The sequence below is a fragment of the Polynucleobacter sp. MWH-UH25E genome (assembly GCF_018687095.1).
GTDB lineage: Bacteria > Pseudomonadota > Gammaproteobacteria > Burkholderiales > Burkholderiaceae > Polynucleobacter.
The window spans coordinates 514,986-531,877 of record NZ_CP061286.1 but is presented as its reverse complement, the minus strand read 5'-3'; the positions used below and the strand labels follow the sequence as shown (position 1 = coordinate 531,877).

The 16,892-nt window shown below is 44.8% G+C and carries 22 protein-coding genes; 10 read left to right on the top strand and 12 right to left on the bottom strand.

The genetic code is table 11. From position 1 onward, the window contains the following. Positions 1-9: 9 nt before the first annotated feature. The gene (locus tag ICV39_RS02860; RefSeq protein WP_215390389.1) at positions 10-720 is read left to right on the top strand and encodes an outer membrane protein; all 711 of its coding nucleotides are present in this window, start codon (positions 10-12) and stop codon (positions 718-720) included. Positions 721-898: 178 nt separating this feature from the next. Here the strand turns inward: ICV39_RS02860 and mgtA are convergent, their stop codons facing one another. From mgtA to ICV39_RS02820, 8 genes are all read right to left on the bottom strand, one after another. Next, complete coding sequence (gene mgtA, locus ICV39_RS02855; RefSeq protein WP_215390388.1) at positions 899-3,484, bottom strand: magnesium-translocating P-type ATPase; 2,586 nt, start codon at positions 3,482-3,484, stop codon at positions 899-901. A 66-nt stretch (positions 3,485-3,550) separates the two neighbouring features. Next, the gene (locus ICV39_RS02850) at positions 3,551-3,745 is read right to left on the bottom strand and encodes a hypothetical protein (protein WP_215390387.1); all 195 of its coding nucleotides are present in this window, start codon (positions 3,743-3,745) and stop codon (positions 3,551-3,553) included. Positions 3,746-4,078: 333 nt separating this feature from the next. Continuing rightward, positions 4,079-4,582, bottom strand: coding sequence for a hypothetical protein (locus tag ICV39_RS02845; RefSeq protein ID WP_215390386.1), 504 nt, complete (start codon positions 4,580-4,582; stop codon positions 4,079-4,081). 15 nt (positions 4,583-4,597) lie between these two features. Further along, positions 4,598-5,089, bottom strand: a complete 492-nt coding sequence (pal, locus tag ICV39_RS02840) for a peptidoglycan-associated lipoprotein Pal (RefSeq protein WP_215390385.1) — start codon at positions 5,087-5,089, stop codon at positions 4,598-4,600. An 86-nt stretch (positions 5,090-5,175) separates the two neighbouring features. Beyond that, positions 5,176-5,529 (bottom strand): hypothetical protein, encoded by a 354-nt coding sequence (locus ICV39_RS02835; RefSeq protein ID WP_215390384.1) that lies wholly within the window; start codon positions 5,527-5,529, stop codon positions 5,176-5,178. 78 nt (positions 5,530-5,607) lie between these two features. Next, complete coding sequence (locus ICV39_RS02830) at positions 5,608-6,177, bottom strand: DUF6803 family protein (RefSeq protein WP_215390383.1); 570 nt, start codon at positions 6,175-6,177, stop codon at positions 5,608-5,610. After that, on the bottom strand, positions 6,174-6,524 hold the full coding sequence (locus ICV39_RS02825) for a carboxymuconolactone decarboxylase family protein (RefSeq protein ID WP_215390382.1): 351 nt from the start codon (positions 6,522-6,524) through the stop codon (positions 6,174-6,176). Before ICV39_RS02825 ends, ICV39_RS02830 begins: the two co-directional genes overlap by 4 nt. 20 nt (positions 6,525-6,544) lie before the next feature. Further along, a complete protein-coding gene (locus ICV39_RS02820; RefSeq protein WP_215390381.1) occupies positions 6,545-6,763 on the bottom strand; it encodes a DUF2892 domain-containing protein in 219 nt (72 codons plus the stop codon). Between the two features lie 71 nt (positions 6,764-6,834). Here ICV39_RS02820 and ICV39_RS02815 point away from each other — a divergent pair, with 71 nt between their 5' ends. The 7 genes from ICV39_RS02815 to ICV39_RS02785 all read left to right on the top strand — a co-directional run bounded on the left by ICV39_RS02815 (position 6,835) and on the right by ICV39_RS02785 (position 12,115). Beyond that, complete coding sequence (locus ICV39_RS02815) at positions 6,835-7,437, top strand: Crp/Fnr family transcriptional regulator (protein ID WP_215390380.1); 603 nt, start codon at positions 6,835-6,837, stop codon at positions 7,435-7,437. A gap of 108 nt (positions 7,438-7,545) precedes the next feature. After that, on the top strand, positions 7,546-8,469 hold the full coding sequence (locus ICV39_RS02810) for a DUF6662 family protein (RefSeq protein ID WP_215390379.1): 924 nt from the start codon (positions 7,546-7,548) through the stop codon (positions 8,467-8,469). A gap of 31 nt (positions 8,470-8,500) precedes the next feature. After that, entirely contained in the window at positions 8,501-8,680 is a 180-nt protein-coding gene (locus tag ICV39_RS02805; protein WP_215390378.1) for a hypothetical protein, read from the top strand. 14 nt (positions 8,681-8,694) lie between these two features. Next, positions 8,695-9,237 (top strand): FMN-binding protein, encoded by a 543-nt coding sequence (locus ICV39_RS02800; protein ID WP_215390377.1) that lies wholly within the window; start codon positions 8,695-8,697, stop codon positions 9,235-9,237. Beyond that, positions 9,234-10,037: an FAD:protein FMN transferase gene (locus tag ICV39_RS02795; RefSeq protein ID WP_215390376.1), complete on the top strand. Its 804-nt coding sequence runs from the start codon at positions 9,234-9,236 to the stop codon at positions 10,035-10,037. Before ICV39_RS02800 ends, ICV39_RS02795 begins: the two co-directional genes overlap by 4 nt. After that, entirely contained in the window at positions 10,034-10,474 is a 441-nt protein-coding gene (locus ICV39_RS02790; protein ID WP_215390375.1) for a hypothetical protein, read from the top strand. The genes ICV39_RS02795 and ICV39_RS02790 overlap by 4 nt, the downstream gene beginning before the upstream one ends. Positions 10,475-10,513: 39 nt before the next feature. Next, positions 10,514-12,115 (top strand): MFS transporter, encoded by a 1,602-nt coding sequence (locus ICV39_RS02785; protein ID WP_251372715.1) that lies wholly within the window; start codon positions 10,514-10,516, stop codon positions 12,113-12,115. Positions 12,116-12,173: 58 nt separating this feature from the next. Here the strand turns inward: ICV39_RS02785 and ICV39_RS02780 are convergent, their stop codons facing one another. After that, on the bottom strand, positions 12,174-13,349 hold the full coding sequence (locus tag ICV39_RS02780; RefSeq protein WP_215390373.1) for a DUF3300 domain-containing protein: 1,176 nt from the start codon (positions 13,347-13,349) through the stop codon (positions 12,174-12,176). A gap of 109 nt (positions 13,350-13,458) precedes the next feature. On the opposite strand from ICV39_RS02780, the gene ICV39_RS02775 reads away from it, so the two are divergent. Then, positions 13,459-13,839, top strand: a complete 381-nt coding sequence (locus ICV39_RS02775) for a Rap1a/Tai family immunity protein (protein ID WP_251372714.1) — start codon at positions 13,459-13,461, stop codon at positions 13,837-13,839. 41 nt (positions 13,840-13,880) lie between these two features. Beyond that, positions 13,881-14,156 (top strand): glycine zipper domain-containing protein, encoded by a 276-nt coding sequence (locus ICV39_RS02770; protein WP_215390372.1) that lies wholly within the window; start codon positions 13,881-13,883, stop codon positions 14,154-14,156. Between the two features lie 104 nt (positions 14,157-14,260). On the opposite strand, the gene ttdB is transcribed toward ICV39_RS02770, so the two are convergent. Genes ttdB through ICV39_RS02755 form a run of 3 tightly spaced genes read right to left on the bottom strand, consistent with a single transcriptional unit; the run spans position 14,261 to position 16,786 of the window. Then, positions 14,261-14,869, bottom strand: a complete 609-nt coding sequence (gene ttdB / locus ICV39_RS02765; protein WP_173955282.1) for a L(+)-tartrate dehydratase subunit beta — start codon at positions 14,867-14,869, stop codon at positions 14,261-14,263. After that, positions 14,866-15,786, bottom strand: coding sequence for a L(+)-tartrate dehydratase subunit alpha (gene ttdA / locus ICV39_RS02760; RefSeq protein ID WP_215390371.1), 921 nt, complete (start codon positions 15,784-15,786; stop codon positions 14,866-14,868). The genes ttdB and ttdA overlap by 4 nt, the downstream gene beginning before the upstream one ends. Positions 15,787-15,817: 31 nt before the next feature. Beyond that, complete coding sequence (locus ICV39_RS02755) at positions 15,818-16,786, bottom strand: tripartite tricarboxylate transporter substrate binding protein (protein ID WP_215390370.1); 969 nt, start codon at positions 16,784-16,786, stop codon at positions 15,818-15,820. Positions 16,787-16,892: the final 106 nt, after the last annotated feature.

The following is a 16,892-nucleotide window of genomic DNA, read 5'->3' as shown; positions in this document are numbered from 1 at the left end:
AGAACCCATATGAGAACTTCACCCCGTAAATTTTTAGCCTTAGCAGCCACAGCGATAATTACTTCTGGAGCATGGGCTCAGTCCAATCCCAACCCTTGGGCTGGCGCTTATGTTCAGGCTGGCCTGATTGGATATGAAAGCTATATCCCCAAGTCAAGCAGTGGCACTACTACCATTCCCGCATTTGGCAATACTTACTCCAATTCATCCACAGCAACGCATGCCAATGGTCCAGTAGCCAATATTGCAATTGGTTATAACTTTGAAATTAAAGATAACTATTTGCTGGGTTTTGGCGCCGCCCTGTATCCAGGTCACTCGAGATCAGCCAATACCACTCTAACCACTTTAGATACACCCCGAGGAACACTGATAGGCACCGGTACATATGACGTATCCAATGTGTTTAGCTTTAGTTTGTTACCGAGCTATGCCTTTGATGCAAACCGTTTGGCCTATCTAAAAATTGGTTACGCAGGCTCCACACTCAATGCCAATGCTTCCAGCTATCCACAGCAAACCTCAAGAGTCTCAGGCATTGTTTATGGCGCAGGATATAAACAAATGATTACTGAATCTATTTACGGATTTCTTGAGGGAAATTACGCTGTAAATAAAGCGAAATCTGTCAGTGTTCTTACAGACAGTGGCTCAACCATCAACTCCACACTCAATGCTACGGGTTACGATTTCTTGATTGGTATTGGATATCGCTTCTAGAGTTTTTGCTCAAAAAAAATCACCCCATTGGGGTGATTATCAATACTCAAAAATCCGTTGGGAAATCTGAATAGCTACGGACTTTCATAGTAAATCAGAGAACATTCTTCTTACAAGTAAATTACAGCTCACTAGAACCAAAGTACTACTCCGAAAATGAGATCAGGGCTGCGCATTCTTATAAAGCGCCTGATTTTCGGATAATCCAAGTCTTGACGAGCTGAGTAAGTGCTAAGTAGCAAGGAATTAACACTAGAAGTCCCAGCCAATATATTTCGGGTAACGGCACCATCTGCAGATAACGTCCAATAGCAATGTAGGGAAGAGAAACGCCCAGCACACAGACCGATAGCGTTGTGAGCACTAATGGCAGGCTAGGGTTACTCTCTACGAATGGGATCTTGCCAGTACGAATCACATACACAATCAGTGTTTGCGACAAAAGAGATTCTATAAACCAACCCGTTTGGAATATGGGGGACAACTCTATAGTATTTGCCTTCACATAAAACCATAACAAGCCAAATGTGAGGTAGTCAAAGATAGAGCTAATCGGGCCAATACAAAAGATAAAGCGGGCTAATCCTCTAATATTCCACTCACGTGGTTGGGAGAGATATTCAGGATCAACAGCATCCGTCGGCACTGCCGTTTGTGAAAAATCGTACAGCAAATTATTTAAGAGGATTTGCACTGGTGCCATAGGCAAAAATGGCAATAAAGCACTTGCACCTAACATGCTGAACATATTGCCAAAATTGGAACTGGCAGACATTTTCAAATACTTCATCAGATTGCCAAAGACTCGCCGCCCTTCCAGCACGCCCTGATGAAGAACGAGCAGACTTTTTTCTAGCAAAATAATGTCGGCTGATTCTTTTGCGATATCCACCGCGGAATCTACCGAGATACTGACATCGGCTGTTTTTAAGGCTGGCCCATCATTAATGCCATCACCCATATAACCAACCACGCGACCTTCACCCCTCAGCAAGCGAATTACCCTAGCCTTTTGTTGAGGAGTCATCTTCGCGAAGATTTGGGTATTCATTGCTCTAGCAGTAAGTTGCTCATCACTTAGCGCATCCACCTCTGAGCCCAAGATCACCGTAGTAACGGGGAGGCCCACCTCATGGCAGACCTTACGGGTGATGATGTCGTTATCCCCAGTCAAAATTTTGATTTGCACGCCACCTGCTTGCAGTGATTCAATGGCAGCCCTAGCAGATTCCTTAGGGGGATCTAAAAATGCGACATAGCCCAATAAAACCAAATCATTCTCGTCAGCAACGCCATAGGCTTTTTGTGATGCCGCCTCTTCTCGCATTGCAATAGCAATCACCCGAAAGCCATCCTCATTGAGATCGGAAACGACCTCTTTCAAATTGGCTACATGCTCAGGGGTCAAAGGAATTTGCTGGCCATTACTTTGTGCATACTGACAACAAGAAAAAATTTCTTCGACTGCACCCTTGCAGATCAAAATATCGCGTTCATTATTTTTACGCAACACCACCGATAAACGCCGACGATCAAAGTCAAATGGAATCTCATCTATCTTTTGATAAGTATTGTCATCATGTAATTTTTCATGGACATCAACATGTTTCAGGATGGCGACATCCATTAAATTCTTGAGTCCTGTTTGATAATGGCTATTGAGATAAGCGAAGTCGAGCACTTGGGCGCTATCTTTGCCATCTACATCAATGTGCTTCTCAAGAATAATTTCGTTTTGCGTTAATGTTCCCGTTTTATCCGTACAGAGGATATTCATCGCACCCAAGTTTTGAACTGCATTTAAACGTTTGATGATGACCTTTTTCTTTGAGAGAGCAATTGCGCCTTTTGCCAAATTGACGGTCACCAACATAGGTAACATTTCAGGGGCAAGACCAACCCCTACGGCGATGGCAAATAGTGCGGCCTCTACCCAATCACCTTTGATCAATCCATTGATCAAAAAGACTGCCGGAATCATGAATAGCATGATGCGAATCATCAGCCAAGTAAATTGATTGATCCCTTTATCAAAGGTAGATTGCTTAACCTGCTCTGTAGTTTCTTGGGCTAATTGACCAAAGAAACTTCCCTGCCCAGTCCGAACAACCAAAGCGCTTCCCATTCCAGAAACCACGTAACTTCCCATAAATGCAAGATTGCTCCAATCATAGGGAGAGCTTATTTGGGTATTTAAGCAAATCGATGATTTCTCGGTAGGCAGAGATTCACCCGTGAGAGAGGCTTGGTTTATAAATAGATCTTTACTCTCAATTAATCTCACATCAGCCGGGATCATATCGCCCACAGATAGGCGAATCACATCACCAGGGACCAAATCCTTTAAATCAACTTCTAGCTCGACACCATCACGAATAACCTGAGCCTTAGCACTAACCAGTGCAATCAGTTTTTTGGCGGCATTATTCGATTTGTATTCTTGTGTGAACGTCAGAATCGTCGATAAAAAGACCATGATGGCAATCATGAATGCGCCGCTATGCTCACCCGTTATATAGGACAGCAGGGAAAGGGCCATCAATAACAGTGAAAGCGGGGACAGAAAGCTGCGTAAGAAACGCATTACAACCCACTCACCCTTTTCAATGGGAAGTTGGTTCTTGCCGTATTTTTCTAAATTACTGCGCCATTGACCTTGCGTTAAGCCATGCTCTGCAGATTGAAAGCGTTGATAAAGGGACTGCAAGTCAGCCAAAGCCAATTGCTGGATATCTGAGGATTGATGCAGGATGCGGTCTCTCATCCTTTCATTCTATGCTCACCGCATTACAAATCCACTGCTTTATTTAGGGCTCACCCTTCAGAGTATTCACTCATCCCAAGGGAAACGCTCGCGGGATAGTTGCTCCATGATCTCCCTTTTACTGAGGGCTCTCTTGGGTTTATTGACATCGCTGGACCTTTGCTCTTGCACAGCAGATATCTCGTCAGAAACCTCCTCTGCCGGATCCTCTACCCTATCTTCGCTTTGAGTGGGTATCTTTTGCGAATTGACATTTGTCATAAGCACATCATACCCCTACCAATACTTAAATGGTTTCTCTGCATCGATATCCGCCCCCAAAGCTCTCATGCTCTTATTGCAATGTGGGCAGGTCAAGCCATCCCACTCTATTAAGTGGGCACTTGACGAGCAATGCTTACAAACAGGTACTTTGCTAATTTCGGAGTTGATACTTCCAGGAAGCGCCACAGTGTATTCATCAAGAGTGGAACAGTTCTTACAAACCATTGCCACTTTTGAAGAATATGGCCCAACCTCTTTACCTATGCTACTCACGCACTCAAACTTACAGGAGCGGCAAGCAAATTTATACCTCGGCATTGCTCGCTCTCCTTACTTGCCTTTTGTCTGAATCGCCACGCGCTTGAGATGCGCATCTTGTATCAGCAATTGACGCTCTTGATTAGCAACCCCAATGGTGATTTTTCTAGCAATCAGATCTGCATACAGAGCATCAATCCGCTTGAAGAAATCTTGATATACAGCCGTCATCTCTGGGTTGACACCTTCAAGGGCGATCGGGCGGCAAGTATTGGCTTCAGCCAAATAGTTTGTTAGCGCCTTAGCCTGCTCATCCGTCAACTTGTCCGGTGAGCTAAATAGAGTCTTAGCATGAGGATTGTTTCTAGTGACGGCAATGATCTGGCTATCCACCAATAAGGCATCTGCACTTTGATTGCTACGGACAATACAGGCATTCAGTCGCTTGGAAACCGATTCAGAATGAATAGGTGTTGGCGCTTTAGCGACTTGAACTGGATTATTCGATGATGGGTTGCTTGCGCAAGCACCAAGCAACACTGCTCCTACACAACTGAGTATGTATAACTTTTTCATTTGTAGGCTCCGCTCTTATTGATAGACGAAATCGGCGCGCCGATTTTCTTTAAATGCTGCTTCGGTTTGTGCTGGATTTGCAGGCTTCTCCTTACCAAAGCTCACCGCCTCAAGCTGAGACTCACTTACACCCTGCTTGATAAGTGCATTTTTTACAGCTTCTGAGCGTCTCTGCCCCAGCGCTAAGTTGTACTCTGCAGTGCCCCTATCATCAGTATTGCCCTGAATAATGACGGAAGCTTTTTGCTTTTGAAATGCTTTCAGATATCCCGCATGCGCAGAGATCACCGAGGCATATTTAGGATCAATGGTGTAGCTATCAAACTCAAAATAAATGGATCGTTTGCCATAGACGCTAGACTTTGGATCGCTAATAGGGTCATAGCCTGATGAACCACCTGCATTGACTGTGGCAACGGTGTTTGTGTCATCTAATTTCACACTACTGCAAGCAGAAGCTAATAAAACGAGTAATGCCAACGGCAATACTTTTACGAATTTAAACATGGATCTTCTTCCCAAAGATGGCCACAACTGCGTGGCGCAACAATATCAAGACGGACTCAGTCCAGAGCCCGTCAGCCTAAATAGTTTTAGGCGATTGTTTTGGGAGGTTTAAATTCCGCGTCTGGAAAATTTTGAGTGAGCAGTACTTTGTCGGCTACGAAATACTGAATAGATCTTACCTGGGGCTGACAAATAGCGATTTCAGTATTAGAAATATTGGCTGTGACATGACTCATCAAGTTCATGGTGTGCACCTTGCCATTGTCATCTGATGTATCGCTAGTTTCAGGATTCATTTGCATGGCAACAATACTGCTGTAATCGCCCGCTAATTCCGCACGCTCAATGGCAGCCTGAACAAAGATACTGGAGGCAGCGACCTTAAATGCAATCAGGAAAAGGCACAGCAGTAAGGGGAACGTTTTACGACGCAGCAACATGAGGCGAATTCTAAACCTAATTCTCTAGGTTTTACTATTTTTGTCGTTTTTTCTTGCTAAACATCACACTGACTGAATTTAGTGGTTGTGCATGGATTTACCCATCGGCATATTTTCAATATTCATGGGCATTGTCTTCATTGGTGAAGTTGTGTCATTACCCATCATCTGATGAGGGTTTTGATATCCGAGCAAACTGGGATCAAGCATTCCAGCAATCATCGCAATATGACCAAATACTAAGAATAGAGCCACGCAAATGGCATGAATCTTAAGCTTGCCCATTTGATCCAAGGTCTTATTCACCAAGCCGAGTTCTTGTAAGGCAATCCATGCCAAAGGCAAGCCAGCGACCACATAACTACCAACCGCAAGCACATCAATCACGGTTCTCCACTCGCCCGCCTTAGTGATTGGAATAATCGCATTACTGATCACGTAATAAATGATGCCAATGAAATATAAACCAACTGCTATACCTGCAAAGCGATTGAGATAATAAATTGCACCATCGAACTTTCGGGTAAACAATATGTACAACTCAGTAATCGCCAAGGTCTCTGCTAGAACAACAGGTATTGCCATAAAGATGATTAAGTTCCAAGGCTGATTAACAGCCAGTAACTCCATATAGTGCGTCATATTCATTGGGAGGCTCCCTGCGCTTGCTCAAAAGCACTTATCGCATCAGCTGCATACATGAGTGATGGGCCACCGCCCATATAAGTTGCCATACTTAATACCTCAACTACCTCCTGCTTACTGGCCCCCAGCTTTGCAAGGGCTTGGGTATGAAAACCCAAGCAACCATCGCATCTTGCAGCTACGCCCAATGCCAATGCAATCAACTCTTTGGTCTTTTTATCTAAGACGCCGTCTTTAGTAGCAGCGGCAGCCAGATCATTAAATCCCTTCATCACATCTGGCGCTTCGGCTCTTAGCTTAGCTAAGGAACCAGAAATGTCACGCGTAATTTGTTTGTAGTCTTTTGGCATAAAGGCGCTCCGCACAATCATTATTTACAGCAACCGCCACCACCGCAGCCAGTATCGGTGCCACAGGAATTAATACCCAAGATTGGATACAAAGGACAGAATCTAAATAAACCGGTTACCAATGGAACAACACCAATCCAGCCCCATATGCCAATGACATTACTTGCTGCCAATGCAATCAGCACCAAACCAACTGCAATACGTAAAACACGATCGATACCGCCAACATTGCATTTCATATAAACCTCCTATTGATATCTACGTTTACATTATTAGCCAAAAATGCCAAAAGGCGTATGATCCAAATCATATGGACTTTTACATACCTGAACTCCTGAAGAATCTTCTGCCTAAGGGGCTACTGAGCGAATGCCATAGCCGATCATTCAATAGGGGCGACCACCTATTTCATCAAGGCAAAAAGCCTGAGTACATGTATTTTGTGGTTTCAGGTGAAGTCATTTTGACGCGAGCCAATCAGCACGGCGAACCCATCACTCTACAAAGATGTAAAGGTGGATTTGTCAGTGAAGCAAGTCTATTGACGGATGTCTATCACTGTGATGCCATTGCGACACACTCTGGAATGGCTATTAACCTACCCATCCAGTCATTAAGAGATGCGCTAATGGATAGTGATTTTTCAATGAAGTGGGTTCAATTGCTGAGCAAAGAAATTATGCGCCTGAGAACTCAGTCTGAGCGCCTAGGTATAAAGGACATCAAAAGCAAACTCATTCACCTGATTGAAACAGATGGCAAAGCAGGCACTCTTCACCTTCAATCTGATCTGAAATCGATGGCATCAGAGATTGGCGTAACACACGAAGCGTTGTATCGCGCCATTGCCACGCTAGAGAAAGAAGGTCTCTTGATTCGACACACCGATTCTCTAGAGCTTCTACGTAAATAATCTCTCAAAGGAGGCAAATCTCATTCTGATTCCTATTGGTAAATAGGAATAATTCTCATTTGTGGTATATTAATGATAACGATTCTCATTATTAATTGCCACAAAACCATGAAAACCCCCAAATTAGGCCCTAAAAGCCTACTTTTCTTTGCTCTACCCCTTGCAGCCCTATTCCATTTTTCAATGGCTCAGGCAGGTGAAGGTAATTTCGGGTGGATCTATACGCTCGATCTACAACCCAAAGGAAAAGCAGAATTTGAGCAACGTCTACAGTTAAATCAGGGACAAGCAACCGGTACCTATCAATCTTGGTATTCGAGAACTGAAATTGAATACGGCGTCACCGATGACTTTCAACTTGCGGGCTACTTGAACGCCTATAAAGTTACCGCTAAAAATAATTACCTTAACCCAGATGTGTGCGGTGTTACGCCATGTACAGCTGGAGCTGGAGTTCCGCAATGGGTTACTTCTTCTGGCGCCTCTAGCTACAGTCAAACGGGTTTAGATGGTGGATCACTTGAAGCTATCTACCGAATTACCGATCCCATCACTTCTCCGGTTGGCGTTGGTGTGTACTTCGAACCTACCGTAGGTCGTAATGCAAATGCACTCGAGTACCGACTACTCTTGCAATCAAACTTTATTGATGATCGATTAATACTGGCAGCAAATATCGTTGCCGAACAAGAGCAACTGAAGTCCAATGGCTTTTTATTACAAGAATCTCAAGTTGATCTTCTCGTGGGTGCAAGTTATCGCTTTATACCCAAGCTCTCAGCAGGCCTTGAGGCTCGCTTCCATAATGACTTTTACGGCTATATGTGGCAAAGCCCAACACAAAACGCTATCTTTGTTGGACCCAATGTCCACTACGCAGAAAAGGATTGGTGGGTAACTGCTGCCTGGCGCTATCAACTACCAGGTGGCACCTGTCACAACACCGGCGCGGGCGATTGTTGGGGTAATCGTGTCTGGGATGGTCACACCAAAAATGAATTCATTGTCAAAGTGGGATTCCCACTGAATTAAGGTTCATTCAATTTATTCCGGGAGAAATGTCATGGAAATTCAGAATCTGTTGATTGGCGCAATGACGTATTTATTGAAATTTCAAACAACTCAATGCCCTACGGCTAGAGAAAGAGCGTTGATGATGTTTGACGCCTTATCTAATTCGAAATCAAGCAATCAAGAAATACAAACGCTTTGTTATGAGGCGAATGAATTCTTATCGCATTAATAGAGATCAATCTTATGAAATGGAATCCCAACCCACTTGTGGCGATCACTGGCATTGCTCTTGTGGGTGCGCCTATCTATGCGCATGCAAAAATTTATGTCTCTGCCGAGCAGGCACAGAAGTTGATCTTTCCAAATAAGCAATTTACTAAATACCCCATCGTATTAAGTGAGGACGTCCAGGACAAGATGCAGTCAGCCTCTAGCGTCAGACAGCCATTTAAAGGTGATAGAACCTGGAAAGCTGCCGATGGTAGCTACTTTATTGTGGATGAAGTGGTTGGCAAACATGAAATGATTACCTACGCCATCGGCATTGCGCCAAACGGGACAGTGCAAGGCATTGAAATCATGGAGTACGTTGAGTCTTATGGCTACGAAGTCGCTGAAGATAGCTGGCGCAAGCAATTTATTGGCAAAACTGCAGAAGATCCCTTGAAACTCAAGAAAGATATTCAGAATATTTCTGGCGCAACCCTTTCTTGCAAGCATTTGACCGATGGCGTCAAAAGAATCATGGTGATGTACGAATTAGCACTCAAACCCAAAGCCAAATGATTCGTTGCAAACCGCTCTTGGGGACTTATGTTGAGATCTCCGCTGATACTGATAATGCTATTGACCAGGCATTTTTGGCTATTCAATTAGTTCAAGACTTAATGGGGTTTCATAACCCCAATAGCGAACTATCTCAAATCAATGCTCGCGCCCACATAGAGCCAATTGAAGTACATGAATGGACTTTTCAAGTTCTTCGAATTGCTCAAGAGTTATGTGAAAGTACAAATGGCATGTTCGACTGCGGCGTTGGTAAAAAGTTAGTTGATTCTGGCTTGCTACCAAAGCACTCTAAACGCTTAAATACATCCTGCGGCAGCATCATGGATCTCGAACTCACGGAGCCAAAGCTAGCTTCTTCAAAAGCCCCGCTCACCCTAGATCTTGGTGGCATTGCCAAAGGATTTGCTGTCGATAAGGCAGTTGAAGCACTGCAACAGTGTGGTGTTGCATCAGGTTATGTAAACGCAGGGGGTGATTTACGGGTTTTTGGAAATGTTGCTCAAGAAATTCAGGTGCGCAACCCTAACAATCCGCTTGAACTTATTGCATTGGGCTCTCTCGAGAATGGCGCTATTGCCAGTAGCGGACTCTACTATTGCGATCACTCCAAATTCAATCAAGGGCACATTGTTAATCCTCAAACGATGGAACAAATTGAATTTTCCGAGTCTTACTCGGTAATTGCGCCAGAGTGTATTTATGCAGATGCCCTCACCAAAGTCTTTGCTATCAGCAAAAATGATTCGCACCCCTGCTTTCAGAAATATTCAGCACAAGCTATTGAGGTTGCCCTATGAAGAAACATGGATTAGGCAAGATGCCAAACTGGCAACGTTGGTTCACGATTAGCGTTCTAAGCATTTGCTCTCTCTCAGGCATCGCCTTTTTACTTGGTCATGAGTTTCACATCTCTCGATCATTGCTTGGCGATAGAAGCGTACTCATCATGCATGGCGTTTCTGCGGCAATTGCTTTAATTGCTTTTGGTACGGTGTTACCTTTTCATATCAAGGCCGGCCTTAAAGCCAAGAAAAATCTCTACAGCGGAATATCGCAATTAGTGTTTTTGGCTATTCTAGTTATCACAGCAATGCTCCTGTATTACGGCCCAGAAGAACTACATGAAGGTAGCGAAATAATCCACTGGGTCCTGGGATTAATCTTCTTCGCAATCTTTATCTTCCATGGAATTACTAGATCTATTCAAACTTCGGCCCCAGCCTCAACTCCTTAGGCAACAAATAACACTCTGAGTAATAATGAAGGGATGAGCATGCACTCCCTTCCACCATCCAAATTACCGGTCTGGTTGGCCCCACTCAGAATCCCCGTCTTTCGAGCCCTCTGGACCACATGGCTGGTTGCTAATGTATGCATGTACACCAATGATGTAGCTGCGGCTTGGATGATGACATCCCTAACAAGCTCTGCAACGTTGATTGCCCTAGTTCAGACCGCAGCCAACTTACCCGTACTCTTGTTTGGTCTACCCAGTGGTGCGCTGGCCGATATTCTTAACCGTAAGCATTTTTTAGTCTTTACCCAAGCGTGGCTTGCTATTAATGCCACGCTCTTGTTTTTGTCATCTGTATTTAATCTCCTAGACCCTATCTTTTTACTGTTACTGACATTCATTAATGGGGTTGGTCTAGCAATGCGCTGGCCAGTTTATGCGGCGATTGTTCCTGATCTGGTTCCACGCGACACGCTTCACTTAGCGCTAGGCTTAAATTCTATCGCCATGAATGCTTCACGCATTTTGGGCCCATTAATTGCTGGTCTCATCATTGCTGGCATTGGCACAGAATATGTTTTTGCCCTCAATATGGTTTTATCTTTAGCCATGAGTGCGATTGTCTTGCGCTGGAAAAATGAGAGTTATATCTCAACCTTACCAGGGGAGCGATTCTTTGGAGCCATGCGCGTTGGCGCACAGTACATTCGCCAATCAAAACCAATGCGCTCGATTTTGATTCGTTCGTTTTTGTTTTACATGCAATCCTCTAGCTTGCTAGCTCTATTACCAGTGATTGCAAAGTCACACTTCAATGGCGATGCTAATACCTTCACCCTCTTATTATCTTGCCTTGGTTTTGGCGCAATTGTCATTGGCTCACAACTGCATTACTTGCGGGAAAAGTTCACGCCACAACAGATGGCCAGCTATGGGATTATTTTTCTATCCATCAGTTCTGCAGGTGTAGTGTTAGCGCCCAACCTTTGGTATGCGGCACCCATCATGATTTTGAGTGGTATGTCATGGTTTAGCGTTGGCAATACGCTCAGCACCTCATCCCAACTCTCCTTGCCAAACTGGATTCGGGCACGGGGCATGTCTTTCTACCAAATGAGCCTGATGGGTGGCAGTGCATTAGGCGCATTCGTGTGGGGGAAGATCACCAACTCTACCGATGTGACTACAGGCGTGATTGCCAGCGCTATTTTTGGAATCATTGCCCTACTATTAATACGCAAGCATCGCATTCATGGACATGAGGCAGAAGATCTCAGTCCTGTATGTCCTATTGAACGTCCCCATCCTTCCAGAGATATTGATCTCGATGAAGGTCCCGTCATGATCTCTGTCGAATACCATATTCATCCAGGGCAAGCAGAGCTCTTTAGAAAACTCATGGCCAAGACCCGGCGTTCACGATTGAAGCAAGGAGCGCTCTCATGGAGCTTATTTGAAGATGCGGAGCACGCCGGAAAATTTTTGGAATACTTTGTCTTTGAAACGTGGGCAGATTACTTAAGACGATTTGATCGATTCACGGCAGATGACCTAGCCATGCAGGAAGAGCGTCATCGCTTTCACATCGACTCCAGTCCACCCAAGTTAACTAGACGCATTGCAACGCAGTTAAAGCAATAAAAAACCTCCACCGTTTCGGGTGAAGGTTTTCAATAACAACTTAGGTATTTTGAGTGCTTTATCTTCTAAAGCCGCCCATGCGTTCACCGCCACCCTCACGTTCACCGCCAAATCTTTCTGGTTCACGTTCAGATGAACGCTCTGGCTCACGAGCATTTTCACGGGGCGCTTCTCTTTCGTTCCGATTGCCACCTGAACGCTCAGACTCTCTGCTTGGCGAGCGATTTTCTCCGCCACGACTGGACTCGCCACTTAAACCATTTTTATTCAAGTTCTGACGCAATTGTTCGCGCTCTTGATTACGTTCCTGATTAGAGGCTTGACCACTCAACTTACCATACTTATTCTGCAAAGCAGAATTGGAGTAAGGCACATTGCCACGATGCTGCGGATTAAATTGCCACTTATCTCCGGAGGCAAAGGAACCCGAGCGGAAGTTTGAATTCGCAGTAGTGCGATTGAAGTTATTAAATGTATTGTTGTTTACGGTAATAGAGCCACTTCCACCCCAGCCGCCACCCCAGTGCATACCGCCAAAGAGTGCTGCGCCAACAGCCATACCAACACCAAAAGAAAGTAATGCTGTACCTGCAACATAGCCAGGTGGGTAGTAAGGCGGTGGCGGTGGATAAGCTGGGTAAGGCCATGGACCATAAACCACTGAAGGGTTATAAGTCGGCACATAAACCACTTGAGGGTTGGCCGGCTGAATCACAATAGTTGAACCTGAAGTGCTTACCGTTTGTTGTGGTGTAGAGCTGAGATTACCCGCTTGCTTTGCCTTGGCTCGCATTGCTTGAATAGCAGTCATTACGTCTGACTGCTGTGCCAGAACAGCATCACCCAACTTTTGAGTCCAGCTCAAATCCGCACCCATCATTTGCAATGCCTGTGGAAAACTCACCAAAGACTTGACGCTCGGATCCCATGATTGTGATTGCAATGCGTTATCTAGGGCGGGCCCAGTTAAGCGAGAATTTTGTTTTTGCCAAGTAGCCGCCTCGCCAACCTCTAGAGGATAGGTTGAAGCCATCAATATTTGAGAGACTAAAGAGTCTGGATACAAAGCAATTGGCGCCACTAAAGCACTGAGCTGTTGCTGAGAAAGGGGCGCATTACTTTGACTGCTAGCGGGTTGCGCAAATACATAAGTGGGCGACATTGGCGCCATTACCGCAATTGAAAGCAGCGAAGCTAACAAACGCGGGGCAAACTGTTTTTTAGAAGGCTTCATACTATCCTTGATGATCCAATGAGAAACAATAGATAAAAGCACCGGTTTTGCTGCAGCGCTCAATCCTACTCGTGATAAGATTTTAACCACACTTTATAGAGGAAAATCCATGAAAAAACTCTCATTTACCCTAGCAGCTGCTTCAGCTATTTGCGCTGCTGCATTTACTTTTAATGCAAACGCAGACCAAAAGATTCCTGTATTGAGCGCACAAGAATTAGTGAACTACTGCAAATTACCAGCTAGCCCTGATTCCCGCAGCTACTGCATTGGTTATACGACTGCAATTTACGATACTTATTTAGCTACTCGTCATCCACAACGCGCAAAGAACACGATTTGCGTTAAACAACCAGCACCGAAGCGCGATGAAGTGATTGCTGATTATGTTCAGTTCATTTCACAGACAGCTCCTATGTTGGCCAATGATCCTGCTGCTGGCACATTCATCAGCTTCCTGTCTATGCGCTTCCCTTGCGCCAAGAAGTAATCACTCCATAAATTACCTTATTACCTAAACGGAACACGATCATGAAAAAAATTATTGCAATCACAGCAGCCACTATCGCAATTGCTGGTTGCTCCAATATGAGCAATACAGAACAACGCACTTTGTCTGGCGCCTCGATTGGCGCAGTTGCAGGCGGTGTTGGCGCAGCAATTTTCCACGGCAACCCAATCTGGGGCGCAGTTGGTGGTGCCGCAGTTGGCGCAGCTTCAGGCTACGCTTACGATGCATACAAAAAGAATCAAGCTTCTGAGTACAACGCCGGCTACAACGCTGGCAAGAAATCTAACGGGAACTAAGTATGACCCAAACATTCACTAGGTAAGCTTGGTGAATGGCATTAAAAAAGCCAACCCTTGACGGTTGGCTTTTTTGTTTCTGGAGCAATACTTTTGATTTGATCTTATTTAATGAAGCGAATCTTTTCATTAATCTTGCTTAGGATTGGACCCTTTTTGGCATTGAAAACTTTTTTGTTTTCTTCAATCAAGTTCTTGCCTTTGGTATCAATTGAGATGATTAATGGCCCAAACTCTTTGACTCGGTTTACCCACAATGTTTCAGGCATACCTAAGTCTTTCCACTGAGCATCCTCGATCTTTTCCACTTTCGTGGCAGCAAGTACGGCGCATCCGCCTGGGAAAATAGCATGTACAGCCTTGTTCTCTGCGCAACCTTCTTGGGTCTCGATGCCCATACCGCCTTTACCCACAATCAGCTTCACGCCAGTTTGCTTGATAAATTCTTTTTCAAACTTTTCCATACGCATAGAAGTGGTTGGTCCAATAGAAACCATCTCGTATTCGCCGTCTTCTTTTTGACGAACGATCGGTCCCGCATGAAATATCGCGCCACCCTTAAGGTTCACGGGCAGTTCACGACCTAATTCAATAAGGCGACGGTGCGCAACGTCACGACATGTCACTAAAGTGCCCGTGAGATAAACCACATCACCAATATTGAGAGCCTCTAAATCTTCGTCTTTGATGGGTGTTTGTAGAATCTTCTTCACAGTTTGAATCCTTCATGAGAAATGACTTCATAAGACATATCGGCATTAATCTTGATCTTGCCGCGACGGTGCGCCCAGCAACCGGTAGATACCGCTACACCAATGGTGGATGGATGACGAGCGGACGACTCAATATTGACTCCCATCACGCTATTTGCGCCAGTCAAACCTTGTGGTCCTAAGCCTAACTCATTCAAACCTTCGGTCAACAACTCCTCCATCATGGCGGCGTTCTCATTGGGGTGACTAGATGTCACTGGTCGCAAGATTGCTTTCTTGGAAAGACGCGCTGCGGTTTCTGCCGAAGTGGATACGCCCACTCCAACCAGCAATGGAGGACATGCGTTCACGCCACGCGAAGTGATGACATCAAATACAAACTCCGCCACCCCCTCATATCCTTGACGCGGCATCAACACTTTTGCAGCGCCAGGTAAAGTACAGCCACCACCTGCCATATAGACATCTACGATGCAATAATCAGCGCCAGGAATAATTTCCCAATCTAGCCATGGAATCTTGGAACCAGTATTAGTTCCGGTATTTTTTTCATCAAAGGTTTCGACTGCGTTATGACGCAATGGGCCTTCTTTAGTGGCGCCCTTAGTGGCATTGAGCAAAATATCTTCTAGCTCACCCAAGAGTGGAAAGTTTGAGCCTGCTTGCAAGAAGTACTGAATGACACCGGTATCCTGGCAGCTAGGGCGATCCAGCTTATCAGCCAGCTCTTGGTTTTCACGCATGGAATCAAAAACTTCTTTTGCCAAGAAATTGACTTCCTTGCTGCGTAACTCACCTAATTTGGAAGTCACGTCTGTTGGCAATCGCTTGCCAATATAGGATGTGAACTTAGACAGCACCTGGGTAATATCAGCTACTGCTGCTTCCTTATCGACTACTGAAGTTTGTTTATTCACGAACTACTCCTTTTTTCTGAATACTAATACTTTATTCAATACTGAGTTTCGCAGCTTTTGCCAAGCTAGCGAACTTCACTGTCTCATCTGCGATTTGTTTAGCCATTTGCGCTTGGGTATTGCCCACCGGCTCAGCGCCGATATCAAACATCTGCTTCTGAAAGTCTGCAGATTTAATAATTTTCACTATCTCAGCATTCAACTTTGCAGTGATGTCTTTTGGTGTTGCTGCTGGAGCCAACAAACCAAACCAAGTCCCAATATCCATATTGACGCCAGATTCCTTCATGGTTGGCACCGATGGTAAGGTTGATGAGCGCTTTGCGGTGGTCACCGCCAATGGTCGTAATTTCTTTTCACGAATGAATGGCAAGACAGGGGTAATGGTGTCAAATGACATGGTAACCTGCCCACCCAATAAATCCGTAGCCAATGGAGCTGAGCCTTTATAAGGCACATGCAAAATTTCTGTATCGGTCAACATCTGAAACTGTGTACCAATCATATGCTGTGCTGTGCCATTACCGTTTGAACCGTAAGATAAAGAATCTGGTTTTGCCTTAGCTGCAGCAATCACATCTTTCACTGTTTTATAGGGTGAAGTTTCTGAAACAACCATCACGTTTGGAACTAAGGCAACTGTTGTTATGGGTGCAAAATCTTTTTCAAAGCTATAGGGCAAGGTTTTATATACCGCTGGTGCAATCGTGTGATGCACGGCACCCATAAATAAGGTGTAACCATCAGGCGATTCCTTAGCAACTAGGCCAGCACCAAGTGTCGCGCCTGCACCAGGCTTGTTGTCCACAATAACGGATTGTCCTAAAGCTGACCCTAATTTGTTGGCAACTGCTCTCGCCAATACATCAGTGGTTCCCCCTGGAGGGAATGGCACAACAATAGTGATTGTTTTGTTTGGATAAGACTGCGCTACAGCAGATCCAACCAAGCCACAAAATACGAGACCTAATAGACCTTTTCGAATTGCCCTTTTAAACACTTTGCCTCCTCCGCTGGTGGTTTCCAGTTTTTATTGATCCTGCGAATGGGCTAACTATAGAATTGAGATCTACTTAAATATCATGTATAAAGTTAAATTATCGTTA

Bases quoted from the DNA above. Each gene is read 5' to 3' on its own strand.
- ICV39_RS02860 (WP_215390389.1), top strand. From the start codon at position 10: ATGAGAACTTCACCCCGTAAATTTTTAGCCTTAGCAGCCACAGCGATA.
- mgtA (WP_215390388.1), bottom strand. From the start codon at position 3,484: ATGAGAGACCGCATCCTGCATCAATCCTCAGATATCCAGCAATTGGCT.
- ICV39_RS02850 (WP_215390387.1), bottom strand. From the start codon at position 3,745: ATGACAAATGTCAATTCGCAAAAGATACCCACTCAAAGCGAAGATAGG.
- ICV39_RS02845 (WP_215390386.1), bottom strand. From the start codon at position 4,582: ATGAAAAAGTTATACATACTCAGTTGTGTAGGAGCAGTGTTGCTTGGT.
- pal (WP_215390385.1), bottom strand. From the start codon at position 5,089: ATGTTTAAATTCGTAAAAGTATTGCCGTTGGCATTACTCGTTTTATTA.
- ICV39_RS02835 (WP_215390384.1), bottom strand. From the start codon at position 5,529: ATGTTGCTGCGTCGTAAAACGTTCCCCTTACTGCTGTGCCTTTTCCTG.
- ICV39_RS02830 (WP_215390383.1), bottom strand. From the start codon at position 6,177: ATGAATATGACGCACTATATGGAGTTACTGGCTGTTAATCAGCCTTGG.
- ICV39_RS02825 (WP_215390382.1), bottom strand. From the start codon at position 6,524: ATGCCAAAAGACTACAAACAAATTACGCGTGACATTTCTGGTTCCTTA.
- ICV39_RS02820 (WP_215390381.1), bottom strand. From the start codon at position 6,763: ATGAAATGCAATGTTGGCGGTATCGATCGTGTTTTACGTATTGCAGTT.
- ICV39_RS02815 (WP_215390380.1), top strand. From the start codon at position 6,835: ATGGACTTTTACATACCTGAACTCCTGAAGAATCTTCTGCCTAAGGGG.
- ICV39_RS02810 (WP_215390379.1), top strand. From the start codon at position 7,546: ATGAAAACCCCCAAATTAGGCCCTAAAAGCCTACTTTTCTTTGCTCTA.
- ICV39_RS02805 (WP_215390378.1), top strand. From the start codon at position 8,501: ATGGAAATTCAGAATCTGTTGATTGGCGCAATGACGTATTTATTGAAA.
- ICV39_RS02800 (WP_215390377.1), top strand. From the start codon at position 8,695: ATGAAATGGAATCCCAACCCACTTGTGGCGATCACTGGCATTGCTCTT.
- ICV39_RS02795 (WP_215390376.1), top strand. From the start codon at position 9,234: ATGATTCGTTGCAAACCGCTCTTGGGGACTTATGTTGAGATCTCCGCT.
- ICV39_RS02790 (WP_215390375.1), top strand. From the start codon at position 10,034: ATGAAGAAACATGGATTAGGCAAGATGCCAAACTGGCAACGTTGGTTC.
- ICV39_RS02785 (WP_251372715.1), top strand. From the start codon at position 10,514: ATGCACTCCCTTCCACCATCCAAATTACCGGTCTGGTTGGCCCCACTC.
- ICV39_RS02780 (WP_215390373.1), bottom strand. From the start codon at position 13,349: ATGAAGCCTTCTAAAAAACAGTTTGCCCCGCGTTTGTTAGCTTCGCTG.
- ICV39_RS02775 (WP_251372714.1), top strand. From the start codon at position 13,459: ATGAAAAAACTCTCATTTACCCTAGCAGCTGCTTCAGCTATTTGCGCT.
- ICV39_RS02770 (WP_215390372.1), top strand. From the start codon at position 13,881: ATGAAAAAAATTATTGCAATCACAGCAGCCACTATCGCAATTGCTGGT.